Origin of the sequence: Hyphomonas sp., from assembly GCF_965284475.1 — a bacterium.
GTDB lineage: Bacteria > Pseudomonadota > Alphaproteobacteria > Caulobacterales > Hyphomonadaceae > Hyphomonas.
In genome coordinates this window covers 3,398,590-3,417,422 of the sequence record NZ_OZ260087.1, presented here as the reverse complement: position 1 = coordinate 3,417,422, position 18,833 = coordinate 3,398,590, and the positions used below count along the sequence as shown (strand labels likewise).

Genomic DNA, 18,833 nt, shown 5'->3' with positions numbered 1-18,833 from the left:
GCCCTGAACTGTTCCATACGGATCGTGCTTGCGCCGGGCAGGCATTGTGGCCAGACTGGATGTCAAAACGAGGGAGAGGGACATGAGCGTTACGGGCGGATGCTATTGCGGCGCAGTGCGATATGAAGTCGAGGGCGAACCGCTGATGAAGGCGCAGTGCCATTGCCGCGAATGCCAGTACTTCACGGGCGGCCAGCCGAATGACTTCATTGCGTTTCCGGATGCCGGATTCTCATATGTGAAGGGCGCGCCGAAAGCCTATACGCGCGCAGGCCTGGAAGGCGCGGCAACGCGCGAGTTCTGCGCCGAATGCGGTACGCAAATCCTGACCCGCTCACCCGCCCTGTCAGGCGCGGTGATCGTGAAAGTCGGCACTCTGGACGATCCATCGGTCTTCGGGCAGCCGCAAATGGTCATGCAGACGGATGATGCCCAGAGTTTCCACCATGTCCCGGATGGCATTCCGGCTTTCGGGAGATTTCCCGGATGATCCGGCAGGGCATCGCCCTTGCATTCGGGCTGCTCTTTGTATCGGGCTGTACGTATTTCGCAGACAGGCAGGCACCGGAAACGACCGGTCCCGCAATGACTGGCGCGTATGAAATGATCACGTTCAAGGGCAAGCGGGCCACGCGCGCCGAGGCGGCCAGGTGCGAAGTCGCTGGCGGATCGGTGGAGCCGGGCGGCATGCTGGGATATGAGCAGTGCGTGCAGACCTATGCCGACGCAGGGATGTCCTGCATGTCTGCGGCCGATTGCATGGGGCGCTGCCTGCTGTCACCGGATTCCGATGATGACGTGGACCAGATGACCGATGACGGCATTTGTCAGACGACCGACAGTCCGTTCGGCTGTTATGCCGAGGTCGATGAGGGCAAGGTCCAGTGGGCGATCTGCGTCGATTGACTGAGGGCGTGATGGCGGGACGGGAACAAGTCAATCAGAGGGTTCAGTGCCAACTTTCCGCAGGCGGTGACCTCTGTTAGATTGAAAAGTGATCGACAGGGGGGGATCGCGGTGGAGCGAGCGATAGCGATTGCAGTACTGGTTCGAGACTATCTCGGGATTCCGCCTGACCTGACATTCTGGGATCTGGCCAATAGCGAGTTGATCATTGCAGTCGCAACGTTGACCATCGGCGTTGTCGTGAACCGGCGCGTGGGGCGTATCGCGGAGAAGGTGGACGACAACCAGCTTGGTGAGGACCTGACCAAGGAGTTACAGGAACGGGCAACCGCGCGAACGGAATCGGCCCTGCGCACGGCGGATGTGGACGTGCCCGCAGATTTCTTTGACCATTTGATGGAGGCTGACGAGGGGACCTCGGAGCTTGCTATGGCGCCCGCGCCCGTGGCGCCTCAACCGGCACCTGCACACGCGCGTAAACAGGGAGCACCTGACAGTGCGTTTTTCGGCAAGCAGGCCAATTTTATTGGTGGAGCCGATATTATCGGCACGCTCAAGGAATATGTTGATCGCGCCGCCGATCATGTCTCTGACGGCCGCAAGAAGCGAAAATACAGCAACCTGGGAAAACGCGATTACCGGGTGATCATCCTCGCGCTGGAGGATGATGGCGTAATTTCCCATTCTGTGGCGAGCGAACTGCTGACGGCATTCGACGCATGGCGACCCTATAGCACGAATGCCGCCGCCGTGCCGGATGATGTGATTGATCTGCTGCAGCGGACCAAGCAGAGCCTTGAAGATGCAAACGGAAACATGCGGCACCATCGCCGTCGCAGAAATGTCTGAAATTGGCCACTTCACAAGCCCCTGCGACTCCCTTACTAGGCCAAAAAGGGAGCTCCCCACATGAAAATCCGACAAGCCATTACCTTTGACGACGTGCTGCTGCAGCCCGGCGCGAGCGAGGTTTTACCCGCTGACGTGAACGTCTCGACCTTCCTGACCAAGTCAATCAGCCTGAACATACCGCTGATCTCGGCGGCGATGGACACCGTGACCGAAGCCAGGCTAGCCATCGCGATGGCGCAGGCGGGCGGCATTGGCGTCATTCACCGCAATCTCTCTGTCGAGGAGCAGGCCGGCGAAGTTGCCATGGTGAAGAAATATGAGAGCGGGGTGGTGATGAACCCCGTGACCATCGCGCCGACGGCAACGCTGGGCGAGCTGCGCGAACTGAAGGCGCGCACGGGGTTTTCCGGCATTCCGGTGGTCGAGAATAGCGGCAAGGTGGTGGGCATCATCACCAATCGCGATACGCGCTTTGCCGAGGACCTGAACCAGACCGTCGCCAGCATGATGACGCGCGAGATCGTCACCGTGAAAATGGACACCGAGCCATCGGAATCCCGTGCGCTGCTGCACAAGCACAGGATCGAACGGCTGGTCATTGTCGACAATGACGGGCGCTGCATCGGCCTGCTGACGGTCAAGGACATGGACAAGGCCGCCGTGAACCCGAACGCGGCCAAGGATTTTGCCGGACGCCTGCGCGTGGCCGCTGCCTCGACCGTGGGCGACGCAGGCTTTGAGCGGACAATGGCGCTGATCGAGGCGGGCGTTGACGCGGTGGTGATCGATACGGCGCATGGCCATTCGATCAGCGTGGCGGATGCCGTGCGCCGGGCCAAGAAGATTTCGAACTCGGTGCAGATCATTGCAGGCAATGTGGCCACGGCCGAGGGCACCAAGGCGCTGATCGATGCCGGGGCGGACGCTGTGAAGGTGGGGATCGGGCCGGGCTCGATCTGTACGACGCGGATCGTGGCCGGTGTGGGCGTGCCGCAGCTGACGGCGATCGAACAGTGCGCCAACGTGGCGCAGAAGACGGGCATCCCGATCATTGCCGATGGCGGCATCAAGTTTTCGGGCGACTTTGCCAAGGCGCTGGCCGCTGGCGCGGCGACGGCCATGATGGGCAGCATGTTTGCCGGAACGGAAGAGGCGCCGGGCGAAGTGTTCCTGTACCAGGGACGCAGCTACAAGGCGTATCGCGGTATGGGCAGCCTGGGCGCGATGGCGCGGGGCTCGGCCGACCGCTATTTCCAGAAGGACGCGGCGGCGGAGAAACTGGTGCCGGAAGGCATTGAGGGCCAGGTGCCGTTCAAGGGGCCGGTCGGACCCATCGTGCACCAGATGGTCGGCGGCTTGCGCGCGGCGATGGGCTATGTTGGCGCGAAGGATATCGACGAGCTGCACAGGAAGGCCGAGTTCGTGCAGATCACCGGCGCGGGCCTGCAGGAAAGCCATGTGCACGATGTGATGATGACACGCGAAGCGCCCAACTATTCGGTGAGCCGGGGGTAGGGGAATTACATGCGCGGCTTTCGCCACATCGCCTCCAGCGGCGGCGCGCCTTCGCCCACTTCAAACAGTTTCATGTGTTCGAAGCCGTGGCTCATGTAAAAGCCGGTATTGTCGGGGTTCGAGTTTTCGAGATAGGCGGACAGGCCTTCGCGGTCGCAGGCCTCAAGCACGGGGCGGATGAGGGCCTTGCCGAGGCCCTTGCCGCGCGCGGCCTTCCGTGTGCCGATGGTGAAGAGGTACATGTGCGGTTCGTGGGGGTGGTTGGCGTCCATGACTTCGCCAGCGGTGATGGCGCGCTTGACGGCGCCTTTCCCGCCCCAGCGCATGACGCCGGCCGCAAGCGAGAGCAGGGGCAGCGTGGACAGGCTGCGGTCCATGTCCGACGTGCACCACATGGCCGCGCCGCCATTGCCCGCAAGGTAGCATTCGCCGCGTTTTGCATAGATTTCCCGGGCTAGCACGGTGAAGGCCGACTTGATGGCGCGGCTGTTGCCGAAGATCCATTTGTTGACCGGATCGTCGGCGAAGGCTTCAGCCGTGATGTCGGCCAGCTGGCGCCAGTCGGCTGGCGTGGCGGCGCGCACGTCGCCGGAAAGGTCTACCTGCATGTTTCCGCCCCATGTGTCGGTTGTTTTGTGTATCTTTCCGGCAGATTAGCATGGCCCTGGTGCGACAGAAACCGGGACTTGTGACGGGCGCGGCCTATCTCCTGCCCCGTAGCAAAAAAGGGCGACAGGATGCAGGGTAGGGTAGCGGTTATCGGCGCGGGGCTGACGGGACTGACCGCGGCGCGGCGGCTGGCCGATGCCGGATGTGCGGTGGTGGTGTTCGACAAGAGCCGGGGGCTTGGCGGCCGGCTGGCAACGCGGCGGACCGCGCTTGGCCCGATTGATCATGGCGCACCGGGGGTTCCGCAGGAACTGGCGGCGCTGCTGGGCGGGCATGTCTGGGCGGATGGCCCGCAAGCAGCCAGATGCAGTGGATTGCCGGGGGCGAGCGCGCTGGTGCGGCCACTGGCGGAGGGGCTGGACATACGCAAGGAGACAGAGATTGCCAGTCTGGAGCGGGTGGCGGGCGGATGGCAGCTGGGCGATTCTGACGGGACCGACCCTGGCATGTTCGACGGCGTGATCCTGGCGGTGCCGGCGCCGCAGGCATTGGCCCTGCTGGGCACTGTGCCGGAGATGACAGCCGGATTGTCTGGCGTGACCATGGCGCCCGTCTGGACGCTGTTGCTGGGTTTTGAGGCCCCGACAGGGATGGCGCAAAAGGCAATGGACCTGCCATTTCCAGCAGGGCTGGCCCTTCCCATGCTGGCAAAGCCCGGCCAGTCCGGGGCGGAACGGTGGACGGTTCATGCCACGCCTGAATGGTCGGCCACGTGGCTGGAGCTCGATAAGGCAGAGGCGGCAGGACGTCTGATGGAAATGTTCCGGGCGGCGACCGGCGTGTCGCAGCAACCGGCCTACATGCAGAGCCATCGCTGGCGTTATGCGCGCACGGCCAGCCCTTTGGGCGCGCCCTGCGCTGCAAATACGGATGGCACAGTGATGGCCGGGGGCGACTGGGCGCTAGGGCCGCTGGCCAGTCATGCCGTGACCAGCGGGAAGGCCATGGCGGAACGCTGGCTGTCGCGTTAAGCCTTTGACGGTTTCCCTCCGGGGTTTTGGAGGGTAACAGGGGCCCTTCCTGCGCGGCAGGACAAAAGAGGGCTATGGTTTCAATGCGTACTGGCGGCAAGATTTCAGCGGCGATCGTGGTCCTGACGGACATCCTGGACCGGCACCAGCCGGTCAAGACGGCGATGCGCGACTGGGGCAAGAGCGCCCGCTATGCCGGTAGCAAGGACCGGGCCTGGGTGTCCGGCCTGGTGCTGGACGCGCTGCGCAAGAAGAATTCGCTGGCTTCCCGGATGGGCGACGACCATCCGCGTGCGCTGGTCCTCGGCGCGCTCGCCTTTGCCTGGGGCTGGGATATTGACCAAATCGAAGCGGCAACAGGCGACGAGCATGGCCCCGACGTCCTGACGCCGGACGAACGCGCGCGGCTGACCGGCGCGCCTGACGCGGAGGTCCCCGTGCATGTTGCGGGCGATTTTCCCGAATGGATGACACCGATGATGGACCGCGTGTTCGGCGCGGACGCAGCGGCTGAAGCGCAGGCCATGGCGATGCGGGCGGATGTGGACCTGCGGGTCAACACGCTGAAAGTGGACGCTGCGAAGGCGACCGTGCCGCTGAAGAGCGCCAATGCGGAGCCGTCACGGCTGCTGCACACGGCGTTTCACATTCCGGCGAAGGACCCGAGCGAGCGCGAAGCCTCGCTGGAAAGCATCCCGGCCTATTCCAAGGGCTGGGTCGAGGTGCAAGATGCGGGCAGCCAGATTGCGGCCGCGGCGGCGAATGCCCAGCCAGGCGAACAGGTGCTGGATTATTGTTCCGGCGGTGGCGGCAAGACGATTGCGCTGGCCGCTCAGATGAACGGCAAGGGCCAGATCTTTGCCTATGACATTGACGGCAAGCGGCTCAGCGCGCTGATCCCGCGGCTGAAACGGTCAGGCGCGACCAATGTGCAGCTGGTGCATCCGAGCGAACCGGTGCAGCTGGACACGCTGACCGGGCTGATGGATTGCGTGTTCGTGGATGCGCCGTGTACGGGGACAGGCACATGGCGGCGCCGGCCGGATTCCAAGTGGCGCGTCAAACAGGGCCAGCTGGAAAAGCGGATGGCCGAGCAGACGGAGATCCTGGCCAGCGCGGCCGCATTCGTGAAGCCGGGCGGGCGTATGGTCTACGCGACCTGTTCCTTCCTGATGGAAGAGGACGAGGACCGCGTGGCGGAATTCCTGAGTACGCACCCGGAGTTTACAGAAGAAGACGCGGCGGCGGCGGCGATTGCCTCAGGCCTGCTGACGGATGAGGGCGCGAACGTCGTGCAGCGTTTCCGCCTGCCGACCGGCAGCGTGCGCCTGACGCCGCGCCGGGCGGGCACGGACGGGTTCTTCTTTGCCGTGTTGCGGCGCGTGGGATGAATCTGACCGTCATCCTCACGGTGTTCCCGGTTGCGTTCATCGCGATCTGGTGCGGCGTGTTGTGGCTGTTGAGCCGGATGTCAGGCTGGAACGAACTCGCTGGGGACTATGGCTATCGTGGCGAGATCGGGGGCGAATCGCGTTCCTTCCAGAGCGCGTCGATCGGCTACCGGAGCTGGTTTCTGGTGCGGTTCAGGTCATGTCTTGGCGTGACGGTGGATAACGGGACGCTGATCGTGAAGCCTTGGTTCATCTTTGGCGTTTTCCAGCCGCCCATCGCCATACCGCTGGATGACCTGGTTCAGCGCGAGCGGAAGATGCTGTTCTGGACGTATCGCGAGCTGCGCGCTCTGCGCAGTGGACACGTAACGATTCTGATCACCCCGGAGCTCGCCCAGTGGATCGAGGCAAGCGCTGGCCGCGCGATCCGGCCGGCCGAAGTGCCTGAACACTAGTTGCCGCTGATAACAGGCTCGCCGGAATATTGGGCGATGGCACCGAGGAGTTTGGTGACTTCCGCGCGTTCCTGCACGGAGAGTTCGGGGCGCCAGATGTCGAACAGGAGGACGACGCGCGTCTCGCTCGCCTCATTCTTTGCTTCATGCTCGATACTGTCGTCGAAGATGACGAGTTCGCCCTCTTTCCAGTGGTGCGTCTGATTGCCCACACGGAGCCAGGCGGGGCCAGGCACAAGCAGCGGCAGGTGGCAGATCAGGCGGGTGTTGATCAGGCCGTGATGCGGCGGGATGGCCGCGCCGGGTTTCAGCAGGGAGAAGAGGACCGAGGGTGCCTGTCCGGGCAGGTAGTCCAGCGGGAGGTCTTCGAACGCGGCGGACGTGACAGGACAGCGGGCACAATTTTCCTCAACGCGCGCGCCATCCTTCCAGAGATAGAAGGCGCTCCAGTCGTCATTGCCGACCAGATTGTGGCTTTTGACGTGGGGCTGGCTTTCGTCGCGCTCCAGATAGGGGCGGAAGGCGGCGTGGTCAGCAAGGACGGCGCGCAGTTCCTGCTGGATGGCGGGCGTTTGCGATTCGAGGGCCGGGGCCCAGTCGAAATCGGCGCGGTCATAGAACTGGATCTGGGGGAGTTCGGGGAAATAGTATTTCGTCGGCTGCTGCAGGAAGATGCCGGACTGGCCGAGCAGGATGCCAACCGACTGGTTGAAGCGCGCCGAGCGGCCTTCTGGTGGAATCTGCGCGGCGATGAAGGCTTCGTACTGGCCCGCATATTCGCCGAGGCGCGTGGCCGCGCGCTGGAGACCCGGCTTGAAGACGTCCGGAAGGGCCCCGGCCTGCATCTGGGCGACCTGCATGGCACCGCCATAGGCGCGGCTGGCATCCTGGGTCTTGCCGGCGGCGTGCTGGACATCGCCGAGCAGGAGGAGGGCACCAAGGTCTCGCGGCGCCTCGCGCAATACCGATTGCAGCGCGGTTTCGGCGTCCGCAAACTGGCCGTTGCGGGCGTGGTTGAATGCGGCCTGTTTGCGCGCGTCGAGGGTGGGAGCCTGCGTCATTCCACGACATGGCCGGATGCCGCTGGTAAGGTCAAGATGCGGGACGTGAACCATGCCCGGCCGGGCGGCTGACCATGGCGGCGCGATCATGTATAGTGGAAGCAGCCGACTCGCACGGCCGGGACGCTGAGGGGACCAGCATGAGCTATCAACTGATCAAGTCGGAGGTGCTGTTCCGCCAGCGCCTGCTGAAGGCTTCGGGATTCGATCCCAATGGGCTGGACGGGATATGGGGGCCGAATACGGCAGCGGCCGATCAGGCCTTTCTGGCGGCCAGCGCGGCCCTGCGCGACGAACTCGGTGCATTCGACACGCGCTCGGAAGGCAATATCCTGGGGCTGCACATCCGGGCCCAGTATCTGGCGCGCGAATTCATGAAGCGGGCCACCGCCTTTCCCTTTGTCGCGCGGATCATTTCGGGTACGCGAACCTATGCCGAGCAGGATGAGCTCTATCGCAGGGGCCGCTGGGGCCGGGCGGGGCCGAAAGTGACCAATGCCAAGGGCGGGCAGAGCAACCATAATTTCGGCATCGCCTGGGATGTCGCCTTATTCGAGGGTGGCCGGTACATGAATGGCGACGCGACGCATGATGCCCAGGCCTATCGCGACCTGGCGGGACACGCGCTGGTGGACGGGCTGGAATGGGGCGGCGCGTGGCGGAGTTTTCCTGATACGCCGCATTATCAGGTGGCAAGCCCGTACAACAAGATTTCCGAAATCCGTGACCGGTTCGAAGCTGGCGAATCCTACGTCTGATGCCACGTTTTCGTTGCGGACAGGCCATTCAGGCTTGCCGTGGGCGGCGGGACTCAGCTAAACGGCGCCATGACAGAGCAAAGACACGAACGCGCCCTTATCGTCGACTTCGGCAGCCAGGTGACGCAACTGATCGCCCGGCGCCTGCGTGAAAGCGGCGTCTATTGCGAAATCCACCCGTTCAACAAGGTCGACAAGGCCTTTCTGGAAGCCTACGGGCCCCAGGCCGTGATCCTGTCGGGTGGGCCATCGAGCGTGTATTGGGATGATGCGCCGATGGCCGACATGGCGATTTTCGAAGCGGGTATTCCGGTGCTGGGCATCTGCTACGGCCAGCAGGTGATGATGCACCAGCTAGGCGGGCATGTTGAGGGCGGCACGAGCCGCGAGTTCGGCCGGGCCTTTATTGAGAAAGTGGTGGACGATCCGTTCCTTGAGGGCCTGCTGGAGAGCGGCGAGCATGAGCAGGTCTGGATGAGCCATGGCGACCACGTTGCCGAAATGGCGCCGGGTTTTGGCGTGATCGCGAAATCGCCTGGCGCGCCCTATGCGATCATCGCGGACCCTGAGCGGAAATTCTATGGCACGCAGTTCCACCCGGAGGTCGTGCATACGACGCATGGCGCGCAGATCCTGCGCAATTTCACGCATGGCGTGGCGGGACTGAAGGGCGATTGGACGATGGCGGCCTATCGCGCCGAAGCGATCGAGAAGATCCGCAACCAGGTGGGCAAGGGCAAGGTGATCTGCGGCCTGTCGGGGGGCGTCGATTCGTCGGTGGCGGCCGTGCTGATACATGAGGCGATCGGCGAGCAGCTGACCTGCGTCTACGTCGATCACGGCCTGATGCGGGCGAATGAGAGCGAGCAGGTGGTGAGCCTGTTCCGCGAGCATTACAATATTCCACTGGTGCATGTGGATGCGTCAGACCTGTTCCTCGGCAAGCTGGAGGGCGTGTCGGACCCGGAGACAAAACGCAAGATTATCGGCGGCCTGTTCATCGACGTGTTCGAGGTCGAGGCCAAGAAGATCGGCGGGGCGGACTTCCTGGCACAGGGTACGCTATATCCGGACGTGATCGAGAGCGTGTCGGCCCTTGGCGGTCCGAGCGTGACAATCAAGAGCCACCATAATGTCGGCGGTCTGCCGGAACGCATGAACATGAAGCTGGTGGAGCCGCTGCGGGAATTGTTCAAGGACGAGGTGAGGGCACTTGGCCGCGAGCTGGGCCTGCCGGAAGCCTTTGTCGGGCGGCATCCGTTCCCGGGACCAGGCCTGGCGATCCGCATTCCTGGCGCCATCACGCGCGAGAAAGCCGACACACTGCGCAAGGCGGACCTGATCTATATCGACGAGATCAAGAAGGCAGGCCTGTATGATGAAATCTGGCAGGCGTTCAGTGTGTTGTTGCCGGTGAACACCGTGGGCGTGATGGGCGACGAGCGGACCTATGAGGCCGTTCTGGCGCTGCGGGCGGTGACATCAACCGATGGTATGACTGCGGACTATTATCCGTTCGAGCACGCCTTCCTCGGCCGCGTCGCCACACGCATCATCAATGAAGTAAAGGGCGTGAACCGCGTCGTCTATGACGTGACAAGCAAGCCGCCAGGCACGATCGAGTGGGAATAGGGTCGGCTTCTCCATGATCGCCAACCGCATTGTCCTCTCCAGCGACCACGCCGCAATAGAACTCCGGCAAGCCATTGCTGCTCATATCGCGGCGCAAGGCTGGGTCGTGGTCGATATCGGACCGGTGACACATAAGAGCACACGGAAGCAGCCGCGCGAAACGTCGCTACAGGTGATTGCCGGTTTGGCATAATCCTGTGCGGTACCGGGCAAGGCGTCATGATGGCGGCGAACAAGGTGAAGGGCATCCGGTGCGGGATCTGCGACGATACATTTTCAGCCCGTATGATCCGCCAGCATAATGATGCCAACATGCTGTCCATCGGTGCGCGTGTAGTGGGCGAAGGGCTGGCGCTGGATATCGTGGATGCGTTCCTGAGCGCTCAGTTCGAGGGTGGGCGGCATGCGATGCGGGTGGACATGTTCGGCGCGCTGGAGGGGTAGCGCAGCCCGGGCAAGGCGACGGCAGAGGCGTTGATCGCGGCTGCATTCAGCGTTGACCGGGCCCTTGCGGAAGGTCTCAGATGCTTTTCTGGTTGACCCGTTTCGAAAGGTCGGCCGGGCTTTCCTTGCGTTCGGAATAGCGGTCAACGAGATAGTCGGCGCGGTCGCACGTCAGCAGGGTGAACTTCACCAGTTCTTCCATGACATCGACGATACGATCGTAATAGGGCGACGGAGCCATCCGTCCCGCCTCGTCGAATTCCAGGAAGGCCTTGGCCACCGAGGACTGGTTCGGGATGGTGATGAGCCGCATCCAGCGCCCGAGAATGCGCAGCTGGTTGACGGCGTTGAAACTTTGCGAGCCACCGCAGACCTGCATCACGGCGAGCGTCTTGCCCTGGGTCGGGCGGACACCGCCCAGCGAAAGCGGTATCCAGTCGATCTGGGTCTTCATCACGCCGGACATGGCGCCATGGCGTTCTGGTGAGCACCAGACCATGCCTTCCGACCAGATGACAAGGTCACGCAGCTCAGCGACTTTGGGATGCGTCTCGTCCGCCCCATCGGCGAGTGGAAGGCCGACCGGATCAAAGCTGCGCGTTTCGCAGCCGAGCCTTTGCAGGATGCGCGCAGCTTCCTCGTTTACGAGCCGTGAATAGCTGCGCGCGCGCAGGGAGCCATGAAGCAGCAGGATGCGCGGCTTGTGCGTTCTGATGGCCGGTGCAAGGAGGGCGTCGCGGTCAATCTCGCGGAAGCTGTCTTCATGGAGAGCGGGGCAATCAGCTGTTTTGTTCATGCGTGTGCAGGTCTTTCTATCGCCTGAGAGGGGCGCTGTGCCGGGTGGCTGCTAGAGGGGCGTGGTGGCAGTGGCAGCTGGCTTGCGGACCAGCGCGCCTTCGAGAACCAGCGCCTCGGCAACTGTGTTCGAGATGGTGCCATACTTGCGGACATTCTTGTGCAGGAGATCAAGACGGGCGTCGGGCTCGTCTGTCTCCACGGTGATTTCATAGGTGACTGACAGCATTTTCGGCGGCGCGTCCTGGCGCACGCCGCGCAGGGTCAGGGAGACGCCACGCAAATCGAAATCGAGGAGGGGCGTGACGCGCTCAATGCCCTTCAGCATGCAGGCTGCGATTGAGGCAAGGAACAGTTCCGCCGGATTGAAGGCATCCGGCCGGCCTGAAAGATCGGTGTCGAGTGTCAGGACGGCGTCCTTGGTGCGGGCTTCGCTGCCATGTGCGTCAATGCGGCTGGCGGTGATTGAATACTCAAGCATGACCTGCCTCTGTTCCTGCGACCAGAAAGAATTCAGCCTTGTTCTCTGGCATTTCATCGTGTTCGGCTGGCGTCAGACGGGCATAAACCTCGATCAGGTTCCCATCGGGGTCGCGGAGCCAAAGTTCGTGCAAGGGCGTTCCGTGCCACGTGGTTCTTGGTGGCTTGTGAACCTGTGCACCGAGGTTCAGCGCGCGTTGATATGCTTCAATGACGGCTGCCTTTGATCCGACATCGATGCCCAGATGATAGAGCGTGTCATGATGGAGCGTCTTTCCATCCGTCACCAGGAGGACAAAGTTCAGGTTCAGATCTGGCCGGATGAAAGTTGCAAAGCGATTCGTCCAGTCTTTCGGCCACATTCCCAGAAGCCAGGCATCAAAGCGAGTGCTTTCCGGCAGGTCGCTGACCCTGATGCTGGCGTGGAATTCCTTCGCCTCTGGTCCGGCTGGCAAATCCATGAGGGCTTCAAAGATGGCAAGCCGCATGTCGATCTTGTCGCGTGCGCCTGCAAACCTGGCGCGGAAGTCTTCCGGCGTGAGGCCCGGATCGTCACTCGCCGGATCATCGATTGGCCAATGAAGCCGCTTCGCCGTGCCGGGCAGCCAAGGACAGATTTCCTCGGCGCAGAGCGTGATGACATAGTCGAAATCACCGGCATTCATGCCATCGACAGATTTCGACGTGTGACGGGTGATGTCGATGCTGCGCTCGGCCATGGTCGCAATTGCGTAGGGGTTTGGCTTCGTCGGCTTTGAACCTGCGCTGGCGACCTCGGCGCGGTCGCCGAAACGGTGCCGGGCGAGCCCTTCGGCCATCTGGCTGCGGGCGGAGTTGGCGACGCAGAGGAAAAGGAGACGCATGGGAGTTTCCTTCTAGTTTTCCGGGAAGGCATTGCGTGTGCGATTGGCGAACGCGACGAGGGATAGCATGACCGGCACTTCCACAAGCACACCAACGACAGTAGCCAGCGCCGCCCCGGAGTTCAGCCCGAACAGGCTGATGGCGACCGCGACGGCCAACTCAAAGAAGTTCGATGTGCCGATCATGGCGCAGGGGGCCGCGATTTTGTGCGGCACCTTCCAGGCCCATGCGGCGGCGTAGGCCATGGCGAAGATGCCGTAGGACTGGATAATGATGGGCACCGCAATCAGGGCAATCACGAAGGGCTTCGCGACGATGGTTTCACTCTGGAACCCGAACAGGAGGACGATGGTTGCCAGCAGACCGATGACCGAGAGTGGCTTGATGCGCTGTGTGAAGGCGGTGATGGATGGTTCGCCGCCACGCTTCATCAGCGCCGTGCGCGTCAGGACACCTGCGATGAGCGGTATGACCACATAGAGACTGACCGAGAGAAGCAATGTTTCCCAGGGCACGGCGATGTCAGTGACGCCGAGGAGGAATGCAACGATCGGCGCGAAAGCGACGACCATGATCGCATCGTTCACGCTGACCTGCACGAGTGTGTAGTTCGGATCTCCCTTTGTCAGCTGGGACCAGACAAAGACCATGGCCGTGCAGGGGGCCGCGCCAAGAAGGATGAGGCCTGCGATATAGCCCTCGGCATCCTCGGCCGGGATGAAGGGGGCAAAGACGTGGCGGAAGAAGAGAACGCCGAGCGCGGCCATGGTGAAGGGCTTGATCAGCCAGTTCACGACCAGCGTGATGATAAGCCCTTTCGGCTTCTCGCCGACCCGGCGCATCGCCGAGAAATCCACCCCGATCATCATCGGCCAGACCATGGCCCAGATCAGGATGGCGACGGCAAAATTGACGTTGGCATATTCAAGCGCGGCAAGCTGCTGGAACGCGCCGGGTATGAGCACGCCGAGCCCGATCCCTGCGAGGATGCAGAGCCCGACCCAGACAGAGAGATAGCGTTCGAAATTTCCCATGAAGTGATCCTTCAGAAACTGAATGAAAGCTGTGTGTAGCCAAGGCGTGCCAGCCAGTCTGGTGCATTGCCAGCGTCTTCCAAACGGAAGGCGGGCGGCGCGGAGGCTGCGCCGGTCACTTCGGCCAGCAGAAATAGCGTGAATGCAGCGCGTTTCATGGCTCTCCCCGCCGCGAGGGATGCGCGACACGTCACGTCCTAGAGGAGGTCGCACTTTATTTCAACATTCCATCGAATATTGATTTAACAGGAAACTCCGCGCAGTTCTGCAAGTGGCGCACAGACGTCAGGTCGTCCATGACAACAATTCTCCACGAGCATTGAGAGCAACCGATTCACGGCGTCGATTTCTGCGCGGTAGATCATGCGCCGGCCATCGCGCTCAACGCTGACGAGGCCGGAATTGACGAGAATTGTGAGGTGGCCAGAGAGCTTGTTGGGTGCAAGGTCAAGATGTTCGGCAATCGCTCCGGCCTGCAGTCCCTCTTGTCCGGCTTCCATGAGCGCCCGGAAGGCCAGGAGGCGCGTTTCCTGGGAGAGGGCGGAAAGTTGCTTCAGTGTTTCAGTGAGGTCGGTCATCTGGTGCGCGTCCTAGGCAATCATTGAATCATACAGGATTTTCGCATGACGCAAATGCCGGATGGCCTCTTCACCATGGCCCGTCACTCTTGGAGCGTGCGAGCGTGCCGGTTCCAGCGCCAGATGTGCGCTGATCCCAGAAGCAGTGCGCCAGTCACCGTGAGGGGTGTTTCATAAGCGTGCAGGGCAGGGACAAAGGCCGCTGACACGAGCAGTGTGAGACCGAGAATCGCGAGCAAGGTGAAGCCTGTTCCGCCTCGCGATTTCCAGCTCCGCACGATGGCGAATCCCGACACCGGAAGCGCAGCCGCGACAAACGCCTTGTGTACCCATTCTGCTTCCGCGAAGACCCCGGCGACCGGGAGGAAAGCTGCAAGCAGGGGCAGCGCCATGCAGTGAATCAGGCATAGGCCCGACAGGGTGACGGCAGAGGCGTCAATCGCGGCTGCACGGGCAGTCATCAGAAGGCCACCCGTATGCCGACCCGGATGTTCTGGCCTGGAGCAGGGGCGACATCTTTCAGGACGGAGGTGGAATAACGCACTTCCTCGTCAGTGACGTTGCGCGCCTCAATGAAGGCTTCCGTGCCATCAGCGCCAAAACCGAAGTCTGACAGGTCTACTTCAGCCCGCAGGTCGAGCGTGGTGTAACCGTCTGTCGGGAGTTGGCCCGCACCGGCATCATCCTGATCGCCAGCCACAGTGATGGCTGCGCCGAGTTCCCAAGCACCCCAGTCCGCGCTTGCGCCGGCATTCAGGGTGACAGGCGGGATGAAGGGGACATTGCCGCCGCTATCAAGATCTGCATTCACAAAATCAACACTGGCATCGAAGGTCCAATCGGCGCTGAGCAGGCCATTCTTAAAGGTGTAATCGGCATAGATCTCGCCGCCGATGAAGCTGGCATCCTCCTGAACGAAGGCAAAGACCGGCAGGTCGTCTGCTTCGTCCACCTCGACACCGTCCTCAATGATGAGGCCAGGTGTCAGGAAGACAAAGTCGCTGAATTCGGTGACAAAGAGGTTGATCCCGATGCCGCCATTCGCCCCGCGCCAGCGCGCTGTGCCTTCAAGGTTCAGACCGCTTTCTTTTCCGAGCGCTGCGTTGCCGACTTCGAACTGTTCGGAGGCGAGGTGCGGACCAAAGGCGAACAGCTCACTCTCATTGGGTGCACGCTCTGTGTAGGAGAGCTGGCCGCCAAAAAAGACGCCGCTTTCGAAATGCCGGTGCAGGCCGACAGAACCGCTGAGAAGATCGAAATCGACCGATCCGGAAATCGTGTTATCAAGCTCGACGGTTTCAATACGCAGGCCGCCCTCGACGCCCAGTCCGTTGCCCCATTCGCGGGTCTCGTAAAGAAAGGCGCCGATGCTTTGCGTCTTTGTCGGGGTGATGAAAGCCTCGTCGCCGAAAGCGCTGAGTTCCTTGTCGATGAATTGCAGGCCAAAGGCGCCGCTGTAATCGCCAAGCGTGTGGCCGAATTCCACGCGCCCCTCCACACCTTCGGACTTGTAAACGGTACCGGCTTCACCCGGCGCCTCGAACTCGGTGTGATCGTAATCGGCGATGGCCAGCGTCGCGACAATGTCGGTCAGGAAGCCATTATTGACGGAGATGCCGCCGCGTATGTCCACGCGGGTCTGTTCCAGGTCGATGAAGGGGGATTCTTCCCCTTCTTCCTCATGATCTTCGCCTTCTTCCTCCTCGTCATGTCCATGTTCGTGCCCGCCGTGACCGGGCAGGCCGTACTCCGCTGTCTGCTGGCGCACGGCAATACCAAGGAAGGTCGTGTCGCCAATCCAGCTCAGGCCGGCGGCGAGGGTCTGTGTTTCTGCAAAGGAATTTTCCAGCGTATCGCGGGCTTCTGCCTCTTCGTCATGTTCGTGTTCTTCGCCCTCGTGTTCCGCTTCTTCGGCCTCCTCCAGAGCGCGGAAGCGGGACGATTCTGCGAAATCCGGAATGTCGAAGTCACCGAAATCGCGCTGGGACGCCGACAACGTGAAGACCAGCGGGCCCCCGGTGAACTGCGCGCGGCCTGCCAGCTCCGTCCCTTCATTGACGCTGTTATAGGCGCCGAAAAGTTCGGCCGAGACCGGTTTCTGGGGGAGGCTTTCGACGATCAGTCCGTCGATCACATTCACCACACCACCAATGGCTTGACCGCCATAGGCCAGCGCGGCCGATCCACGCAGGATTTCGATCCGTTCGGCATCAATGCCGTCGGCGGCGACCTGGTGGTCCGGCGAGGCCGCCGAGGCATCAATCACGCCAATGCCATTGGTCAGTACCTGTACACGTTCTGCGCCTAGGCCGCGCAGGACCGGACGGCTGGCGGCCTGACCGAAAAAGGTGGTGGACACGCCGGGCTGGCGGTCCAGCGTGTCGCCAAGCGAACCGGCAAGCATTTCCAGGACGTCTTCACGCTCGATTACAGTGGCATTGCCAATCAGCTCATCTGCCGTGCGATCCGGGCCCGGTGCGGTGACGATCACAGGGGAGGCTCTCAATTCCTGGTCTTCGAGCTGTTGTGCATGGGCCATTGCAGCCAAAAGCGGTCCGCTGGCCACCGCCAGGAGAAGGAAACGGGACATAAGATACTCTTTCGGTTTCGTTACGATATAACATTTGATTAGTAAGGAAGGCAAAAGTTGGCAAGAGGTTTTCACGTGGAGGGCTGTTGGTTGTTTTTCGGGTCACCTGAGGGCAACACGCCACTTGCATTCATGGCGTGGGGTCGCACGAAGACCCGCCGTTTTCGGACCAGGCGTCATCGCGAAAGGAGTACGTTCTAGCGCCTGTCGTCATGGCATTGGAGGCCGAATGTCCGCCGTCGCGAGTGCCAACCACCGATCAGACCAGGCGTGGAAAGCACATCCGGACGATGCTTCACACGGCCGGAAGCGTTAGTGCCGTAGAATAGCTGCGGACATCTATTTCGCCGCGCCGGCCTTCTTTCCATGTACGGCAGGGACGACGAACTCCGCCAATGTCGATGCGACTGAACTGGAAGGCGTCGAGGCTGAATTCGCCTATGATGCAAACCGGATCTATGGGCGGGTAGATTGAGGGAACCGATACCGTGACTGGTGCGGATGTTGGCGCTTTGACTCCCGACCGGATTGCATTTGACATGGGAGTCAACGTTCCTGAATGGCGCGCGCGGTTTGGCATGCGCATTCAGGTCGCTGGTGATTTCGAGCGGCGTGACTTGGATGCGGCCAGCGCACTTGAGATCGTCGAGGTGCGCGACGGCTATACGGTGCTTGATGTATATGCGAGCTGGCAGCCTGGTTTTACGGACGGGCTGCGCTTTGATGCTGGGGTCGAATACGTGTTTGACAAGGATTATGAACGCGTCTTCGCGGGCGTTTCAGAGCCCGGCCGCAATTTCAAGATCGCCGCTTCCTGGCAATTTGGTCGCTAGGCTTACGCGCTCCACTGACGTGCTGGCTGCAAGATGAGGCGGGACGCGATAGGTGCGGACCCTACGGAAGGGAGGAACCGCTATTTCATCGCCAGAATGGGTCGCTATTGTATCGATGTAAGTAAACATCGGAAGGGAGCGACCCATGGAACAGGCACAAGACTTTCTGGACGAGAGCCTGGCGCTTGATCGTCTTCTGTCGGGTCGGCCGGATTCGGACTTTGAGCTGGTCACCCAGTTCAAGGCGTGGACCATAAATGATGTACTGAGGCACCTTCATTATTGGAACTGGATGGCGTGGCTGCAGCTGAATGACGAGGCGCTTCTGGTTGCCCAAATGAGCGAAATCGCCCGTGCAGGCGGCATGCGACCGGTCGAGCGCGCGCATGTCGATGGCGCCGGCGGACTGGCCTTGCTGACCTTGTGGAAGGCGCAGGCTCAGGCGACGGCGCAGGCTTTCAGTACCGCAGACCCGAAAGCGCGGCTGAAATGGGCGGGGCCTGACATGAGTGCACGCTCCTCCATCACAGCCCGCCTGATGGAGACATGGGCGCATGGGCAGGAAGTCTATGACCGCTTGGGAGAGACCCGCGTAGAGGCCGACCGGATCCGCAATATTGTCGTGCTGGGTATCAATACGTTTGGCTGGACGTTCCGCAATCGAAAGCTGGACGTGCCGGCGGCAATGCCGTTCGTTCACCTGACCGCGCCTTCAGGCGATGTGTGGACCTATGGGGATGAAAGTACGGCGGAGCGCATTGCGGGCAGGGCAGACGAGTTTTGCCAGGTCGTGACCCAGACACGCAACATTGGCGATACACAGCTCCAGGTTCAGGGCCAGACGGCGGAAATCTGGATGGCCTATGCACAGTGCTTCGCCGGGAAACCAGAAACACCTCCGGAAGCCGGTGCGCGGACAAAGCATTCGTCCTAGGGGCAGGGGGAGTGGACAAACCCGCCTGCGCCTGACAGCAGGGTAGGCAAATTCAAACTTTCAGGGACAAA

Annotated in this window: 21 protein-coding genes and 1 pseudogene; 12 read left to right on the top strand and 10 right to left on the bottom strand. The window is 61.8% G+C overall.

Annotation, left to right across the window (positions count from 1 at the left end):
- Window positions 1–82: 82 nt before the first annotated feature.
- From ACQ66M_RS16595 to guaB, 4 genes are all read left to right on the top strand, one after another.
- The gene (locus ACQ66M_RS16595; protein WP_350172408.1) at window positions 83–490 is read left to right on the top strand and encodes a GFA family protein; all 408 of its coding nucleotides are present in this window, start codon (window positions 83–85) and stop codon (window positions 488–490) included.
- The gene (locus tag ACQ66M_RS16590) at window positions 487–906 is read left to right on the top strand and encodes a hypothetical protein (RefSeq protein WP_350172406.1); all 420 of its coding nucleotides are present in this window, start codon (window positions 487–489) and stop codon (window positions 904–906) included. The genes ACQ66M_RS16595 and ACQ66M_RS16590 overlap by 4 nt, the downstream gene beginning before the upstream one ends.
- A gap of 111 nt (window positions 907–1,017) precedes the next feature.
- Window positions 1,018–1,755 (top strand): hypothetical protein, encoded by a 738-nt coding sequence (locus ACQ66M_RS16585; protein ID WP_430405091.1) that lies wholly within the window; start codon window positions 1,018–1,020, stop codon window positions 1,753–1,755.
- Between the two features lie 60 nt (window positions 1,756–1,815).
- Window positions 1,816–3,273, top strand: coding sequence for an IMP dehydrogenase (guaB, locus tag ACQ66M_RS16580; RefSeq protein ID WP_350172402.1), 1,458 nt, complete (start codon window positions 1,816–1,818; stop codon window positions 3,271–3,273).
- Window positions 3,274–3,278: 5 nt separating this feature from the next.
- Here the strand turns inward: guaB and ACQ66M_RS16575 are convergent, their stop codons facing one another.
- Window positions 3,279–3,881 (bottom strand): GNAT family N-acetyltransferase, encoded by a 603-nt coding sequence (locus tag ACQ66M_RS16575; RefSeq protein WP_350172400.1) that lies wholly within the window; start codon window positions 3,879–3,881, stop codon window positions 3,279–3,281.
- Between the two features lie 129 nt (window positions 3,882–4,010).
- Here ACQ66M_RS16575 and ACQ66M_RS16570 point away from each other — a divergent pair, with 129 nt between their 5' ends.
- From ACQ66M_RS16570 to ACQ66M_RS16560, 3 genes are all read left to right on the top strand, one after another.
- On the top strand, window positions 4,011–4,913 hold the full coding sequence (locus ACQ66M_RS16570; protein WP_430405089.1) for an NAD(P)/FAD-dependent oxidoreductase: 903 nt from the start codon (window positions 4,011–4,013) through the stop codon (window positions 4,911–4,913).
- A gap of 83 nt (window positions 4,914–4,996) precedes the next feature.
- Window positions 4,997–6,304 (top strand): RsmB/NOP family class I SAM-dependent RNA methyltransferase, encoded by a 1,308-nt coding sequence (locus ACQ66M_RS16565; protein WP_430405197.1) that lies wholly within the window; start codon window positions 4,997–4,999, stop codon window positions 6,302–6,304.
- Entirely contained in the window at window positions 6,301–6,759 is a 459-nt protein-coding gene (locus ACQ66M_RS16560; protein ID WP_350172396.1) for a hypothetical protein, read from the top strand. Before ACQ66M_RS16565 ends, ACQ66M_RS16560 begins: the two co-directional genes overlap by 4 nt.
- Here the strand turns inward: ACQ66M_RS16560 and ACQ66M_RS16555 are convergent.
- Window positions 6,756–7,820 carry an aspartyl/asparaginyl beta-hydroxylase domain-containing protein gene (locus ACQ66M_RS16555; protein WP_350172394.1) on the bottom strand — a complete coding sequence of 355 codons (1,065 nt, stop codon included), beginning with the start codon at window positions 7,818–7,820 and terminating at the stop codon, window positions 6,756–6,758. The two genes, ACQ66M_RS16560 and ACQ66M_RS16555, sit on opposite strands and share 4 nt — an antisense overlap.
- Before the next feature lie 140 nt (window positions 7,821–7,960).
- Here ACQ66M_RS16555 and ACQ66M_RS16550 point away from each other — a divergent pair, with 140 nt between their 5' ends.
- From ACQ66M_RS16550 to ACQ66M_RS16540, 3 genes and pseudogenes are all read left to right on the top strand, one after another.
- A complete protein-coding gene (locus tag ACQ66M_RS16550; RefSeq protein ID WP_350172392.1) occupies window positions 7,961–8,578 on the top strand; it encodes a M15 family metallopeptidase in 618 nt (205 codons plus the stop codon).
- 69 nt (window positions 8,579–8,647) lie between these two features.
- On the top strand, window positions 8,648–10,210 hold the full coding sequence (guaA, locus tag ACQ66M_RS16545; RefSeq protein WP_430405087.1) for a glutamine-hydrolyzing GMP synthase: 1,563 nt from the start codon (window positions 8,648–8,650) through the stop codon (window positions 10,208–10,210).
- 13 nt (window positions 10,211–10,223) lie between these two features.
- A pseudogene (locus tag ACQ66M_RS16540) lies at window positions 10,224–10,654 on the top strand (RpiB/LacA/LacB family sugar-phosphate isomerase).
- A 76-nt stretch (window positions 10,655–10,730) separates the two neighbouring features.
- Here the strand turns inward: ACQ66M_RS16540 and arsH are convergent.
- The 8 genes from arsH to ACQ66M_RS16500 all read right to left on the bottom strand — a co-directional run bounded on the left by arsH (window position 10,731) and on the right by ACQ66M_RS16500 (window position 16,995).
- Entirely contained in the window at window positions 10,731–11,450 is a 720-nt protein-coding gene (gene arsH, locus ACQ66M_RS16535; RefSeq protein ID WP_430405085.1) for an arsenical resistance protein ArsH, read from the bottom strand.
- Between the two features lie 51 nt (window positions 11,451–11,501).
- Window positions 11,502–11,930: an OsmC family protein gene (locus ACQ66M_RS16530; protein ID WP_350172384.1), complete on the bottom strand. Its 429-nt coding sequence runs from the start codon at window positions 11,928–11,930 to the stop codon at window positions 11,502–11,504.
- On the bottom strand, window positions 11,923–12,792 hold the full coding sequence (locus ACQ66M_RS16525) for a VOC family protein (protein WP_430405083.1): 870 nt from the start codon (window positions 12,790–12,792) through the stop codon (window positions 11,923–11,925). Before ACQ66M_RS16525 ends, ACQ66M_RS16530 begins: the two co-directional genes overlap by 8 nt.
- 12 nt (window positions 12,793–12,804) lie before the next feature.
- Window positions 12,805–13,827, bottom strand: coding sequence for an ACR3 family arsenite efflux transporter (gene arsB, locus ACQ66M_RS16520; protein ID WP_430405081.1), 1,023 nt, complete (start codon window positions 13,825–13,827; stop codon window positions 12,805–12,807).
- An 11-nt stretch (window positions 13,828–13,838) separates the two neighbouring features.
- Window positions 13,839–13,985 (bottom strand): hypothetical protein, encoded by a 147-nt coding sequence (locus ACQ66M_RS16515; protein WP_350172380.1) that lies wholly within the window; start codon window positions 13,983–13,985, stop codon window positions 13,839–13,841.
- An 84-nt stretch (window positions 13,986–14,069) separates the two neighbouring features.
- Window positions 14,070–14,405: an ArsR/SmtB family transcription factor gene (locus ACQ66M_RS16510; RefSeq protein WP_350172378.1), complete on the bottom strand. Its 336-nt coding sequence runs from the start codon at window positions 14,403–14,405 to the stop codon at window positions 14,070–14,072.
- Between the two features lie 83 nt (window positions 14,406–14,488).
- Window positions 14,489–14,866, bottom strand: coding sequence for a MerC domain-containing protein (locus tag ACQ66M_RS16505; protein WP_350172376.1), 378 nt, complete (start codon window positions 14,864–14,866; stop codon window positions 14,489–14,491).
- A complete protein-coding gene (locus ACQ66M_RS16500) occupies window positions 14,866–16,995 on the bottom strand; it encodes a TonB-dependent receptor domain-containing protein (protein ID WP_430405079.1) in 2,130 nt (709 codons plus the stop codon). Before ACQ66M_RS16500 ends, ACQ66M_RS16505 begins: the two co-directional genes overlap by 1 nt.
- Before the next feature lie 488 nt (window positions 16,996–17,483).
- Here ACQ66M_RS16500 and ACQ66M_RS16495 point away from each other — a divergent pair, with 488 nt between their 5' ends.
- Together ACQ66M_RS16495 and ACQ66M_RS16490 are read left to right on the top strand one after the other, a co-directional pair.
- Window positions 17,484–17,828 (top strand): hypothetical protein, encoded by a 345-nt coding sequence (locus ACQ66M_RS16495; protein ID WP_430405077.1) that lies wholly within the window; start codon window positions 17,484–17,486, stop codon window positions 17,826–17,828.
- Between the two features lie 145 nt (window positions 17,829–17,973).
- The gene (locus ACQ66M_RS16490) at window positions 17,974–18,762 is read left to right on the top strand and encodes a TIGR03084 family metal-binding protein (protein ID WP_430405075.1); all 789 of its coding nucleotides are present in this window, start codon (window positions 17,974–17,976) and stop codon (window positions 18,760–18,762) included.
- The last annotated feature ends 71 nt before the right edge of the window (window positions 18,763–18,833 follow it).

Bases quoted from the DNA above. Each gene is read 5' to 3' on its own strand.
- ACQ66M_RS16595 (WP_350172408.1), top strand. From the start codon at position 83: ATGAGCGTTACGGGCGGATGCTATTGCGGCGCAGTGCGATATGAAGTC.
- ACQ66M_RS16590 (WP_350172406.1), top strand. From the start codon at position 487: ATGATCCGGCAGGGCATCGCCCTTGCATTCGGGCTGCTCTTTGTATCG.
- guaB (WP_350172402.1), top strand. From the start codon at position 1,816: ATGAAAATCCGACAAGCCATTACCTTTGACGACGTGCTGCTGCAGCCC.
- ACQ66M_RS16575 (WP_350172400.1), bottom strand. From the start codon at position 3,881: ATGCAGGTAGACCTTTCCGGCGACGTGCGCGCCGCCACGCCAGCCGAC.
- ACQ66M_RS16570 (WP_430405089.1), top strand. From the start codon at position 4,011: ATGCAGGGTAGGGTAGCGGTTATCGGCGCGGGGCTGACGGGACTGACC.
- ACQ66M_RS16565 (WP_430405197.1), top strand. From the start codon at position 4,997: ATGCGTACTGGCGGCAAGATTTCAGCGGCGATCGTGGTCCTGACGGAC.
- ACQ66M_RS16560 (WP_350172396.1), top strand. From the start codon at position 6,301: ATGAATCTGACCGTCATCCTCACGGTGTTCCCGGTTGCGTTCATCGCG.
- ACQ66M_RS16555 (WP_350172394.1), bottom strand. From the start codon at position 7,820: ATGACGCAGGCTCCCACCCTCGACGCGCGCAAACAGGCCGCATTCAAC.
- ACQ66M_RS16550 (WP_350172392.1), top strand. From the start codon at position 7,961: ATGAGCTATCAACTGATCAAGTCGGAGGTGCTGTTCCGCCAGCGCCTG.
- guaA (WP_430405087.1), top strand. From the start codon at position 8,648: ATGACAGAGCAAAGACACGAACGCGCCCTTATCGTCGACTTCGGCAGC.
- arsH (WP_430405085.1), bottom strand. From the start codon at position 11,450: ATGAACAAAACAGCTGATTGCCCCGCTCTCCATGAAGACAGCTTCCGC.
- ACQ66M_RS16530 (WP_350172384.1), bottom strand. From the start codon at position 11,930: ATGCTTGAGTATTCAATCACCGCCAGCCGCATTGACGCACATGGCAGC.
- ACQ66M_RS16525 (WP_430405083.1), bottom strand. From the start codon at position 12,792: ATGCGTCTCCTTTTCCTCTGCGTCGCCAACTCCGCCCGCAGCCAGATG.
- arsB (WP_430405081.1), bottom strand. From the start codon at position 13,827: ATGGGAAATTTCGAACGCTATCTCTCTGTCTGGGTCGGGCTCTGCATC.
- ACQ66M_RS16515 (WP_350172380.1), bottom strand. From the start codon at position 13,985: ATGAAACGCGCTGCATTCACGCTATTTCTGCTGGCCGAAGTGACCGGC.
- ACQ66M_RS16510 (WP_350172378.1), bottom strand. From the start codon at position 14,405: ATGACCGACCTCACTGAAACACTGAAGCAACTTTCCGCCCTCTCCCAG.
- ACQ66M_RS16505 (WP_350172376.1), bottom strand. From the start codon at position 14,866: ATGACTGCCCGTGCAGCCGCGATTGACGCCTCTGCCGTCACCCTGTCG.
- ACQ66M_RS16500 (WP_430405079.1), bottom strand. From the start codon at position 16,995: ATGTCCCGTTTCCTTCTCCTGGCGGTGGCCAGCGGACCGCTTTTGGCT.
- ACQ66M_RS16490 (WP_430405075.1), top strand. From the start codon at position 17,974: ATGGAACAGGCACAAGACTTTCTGGACGAGAGCCTGGCGCTTGATCGT.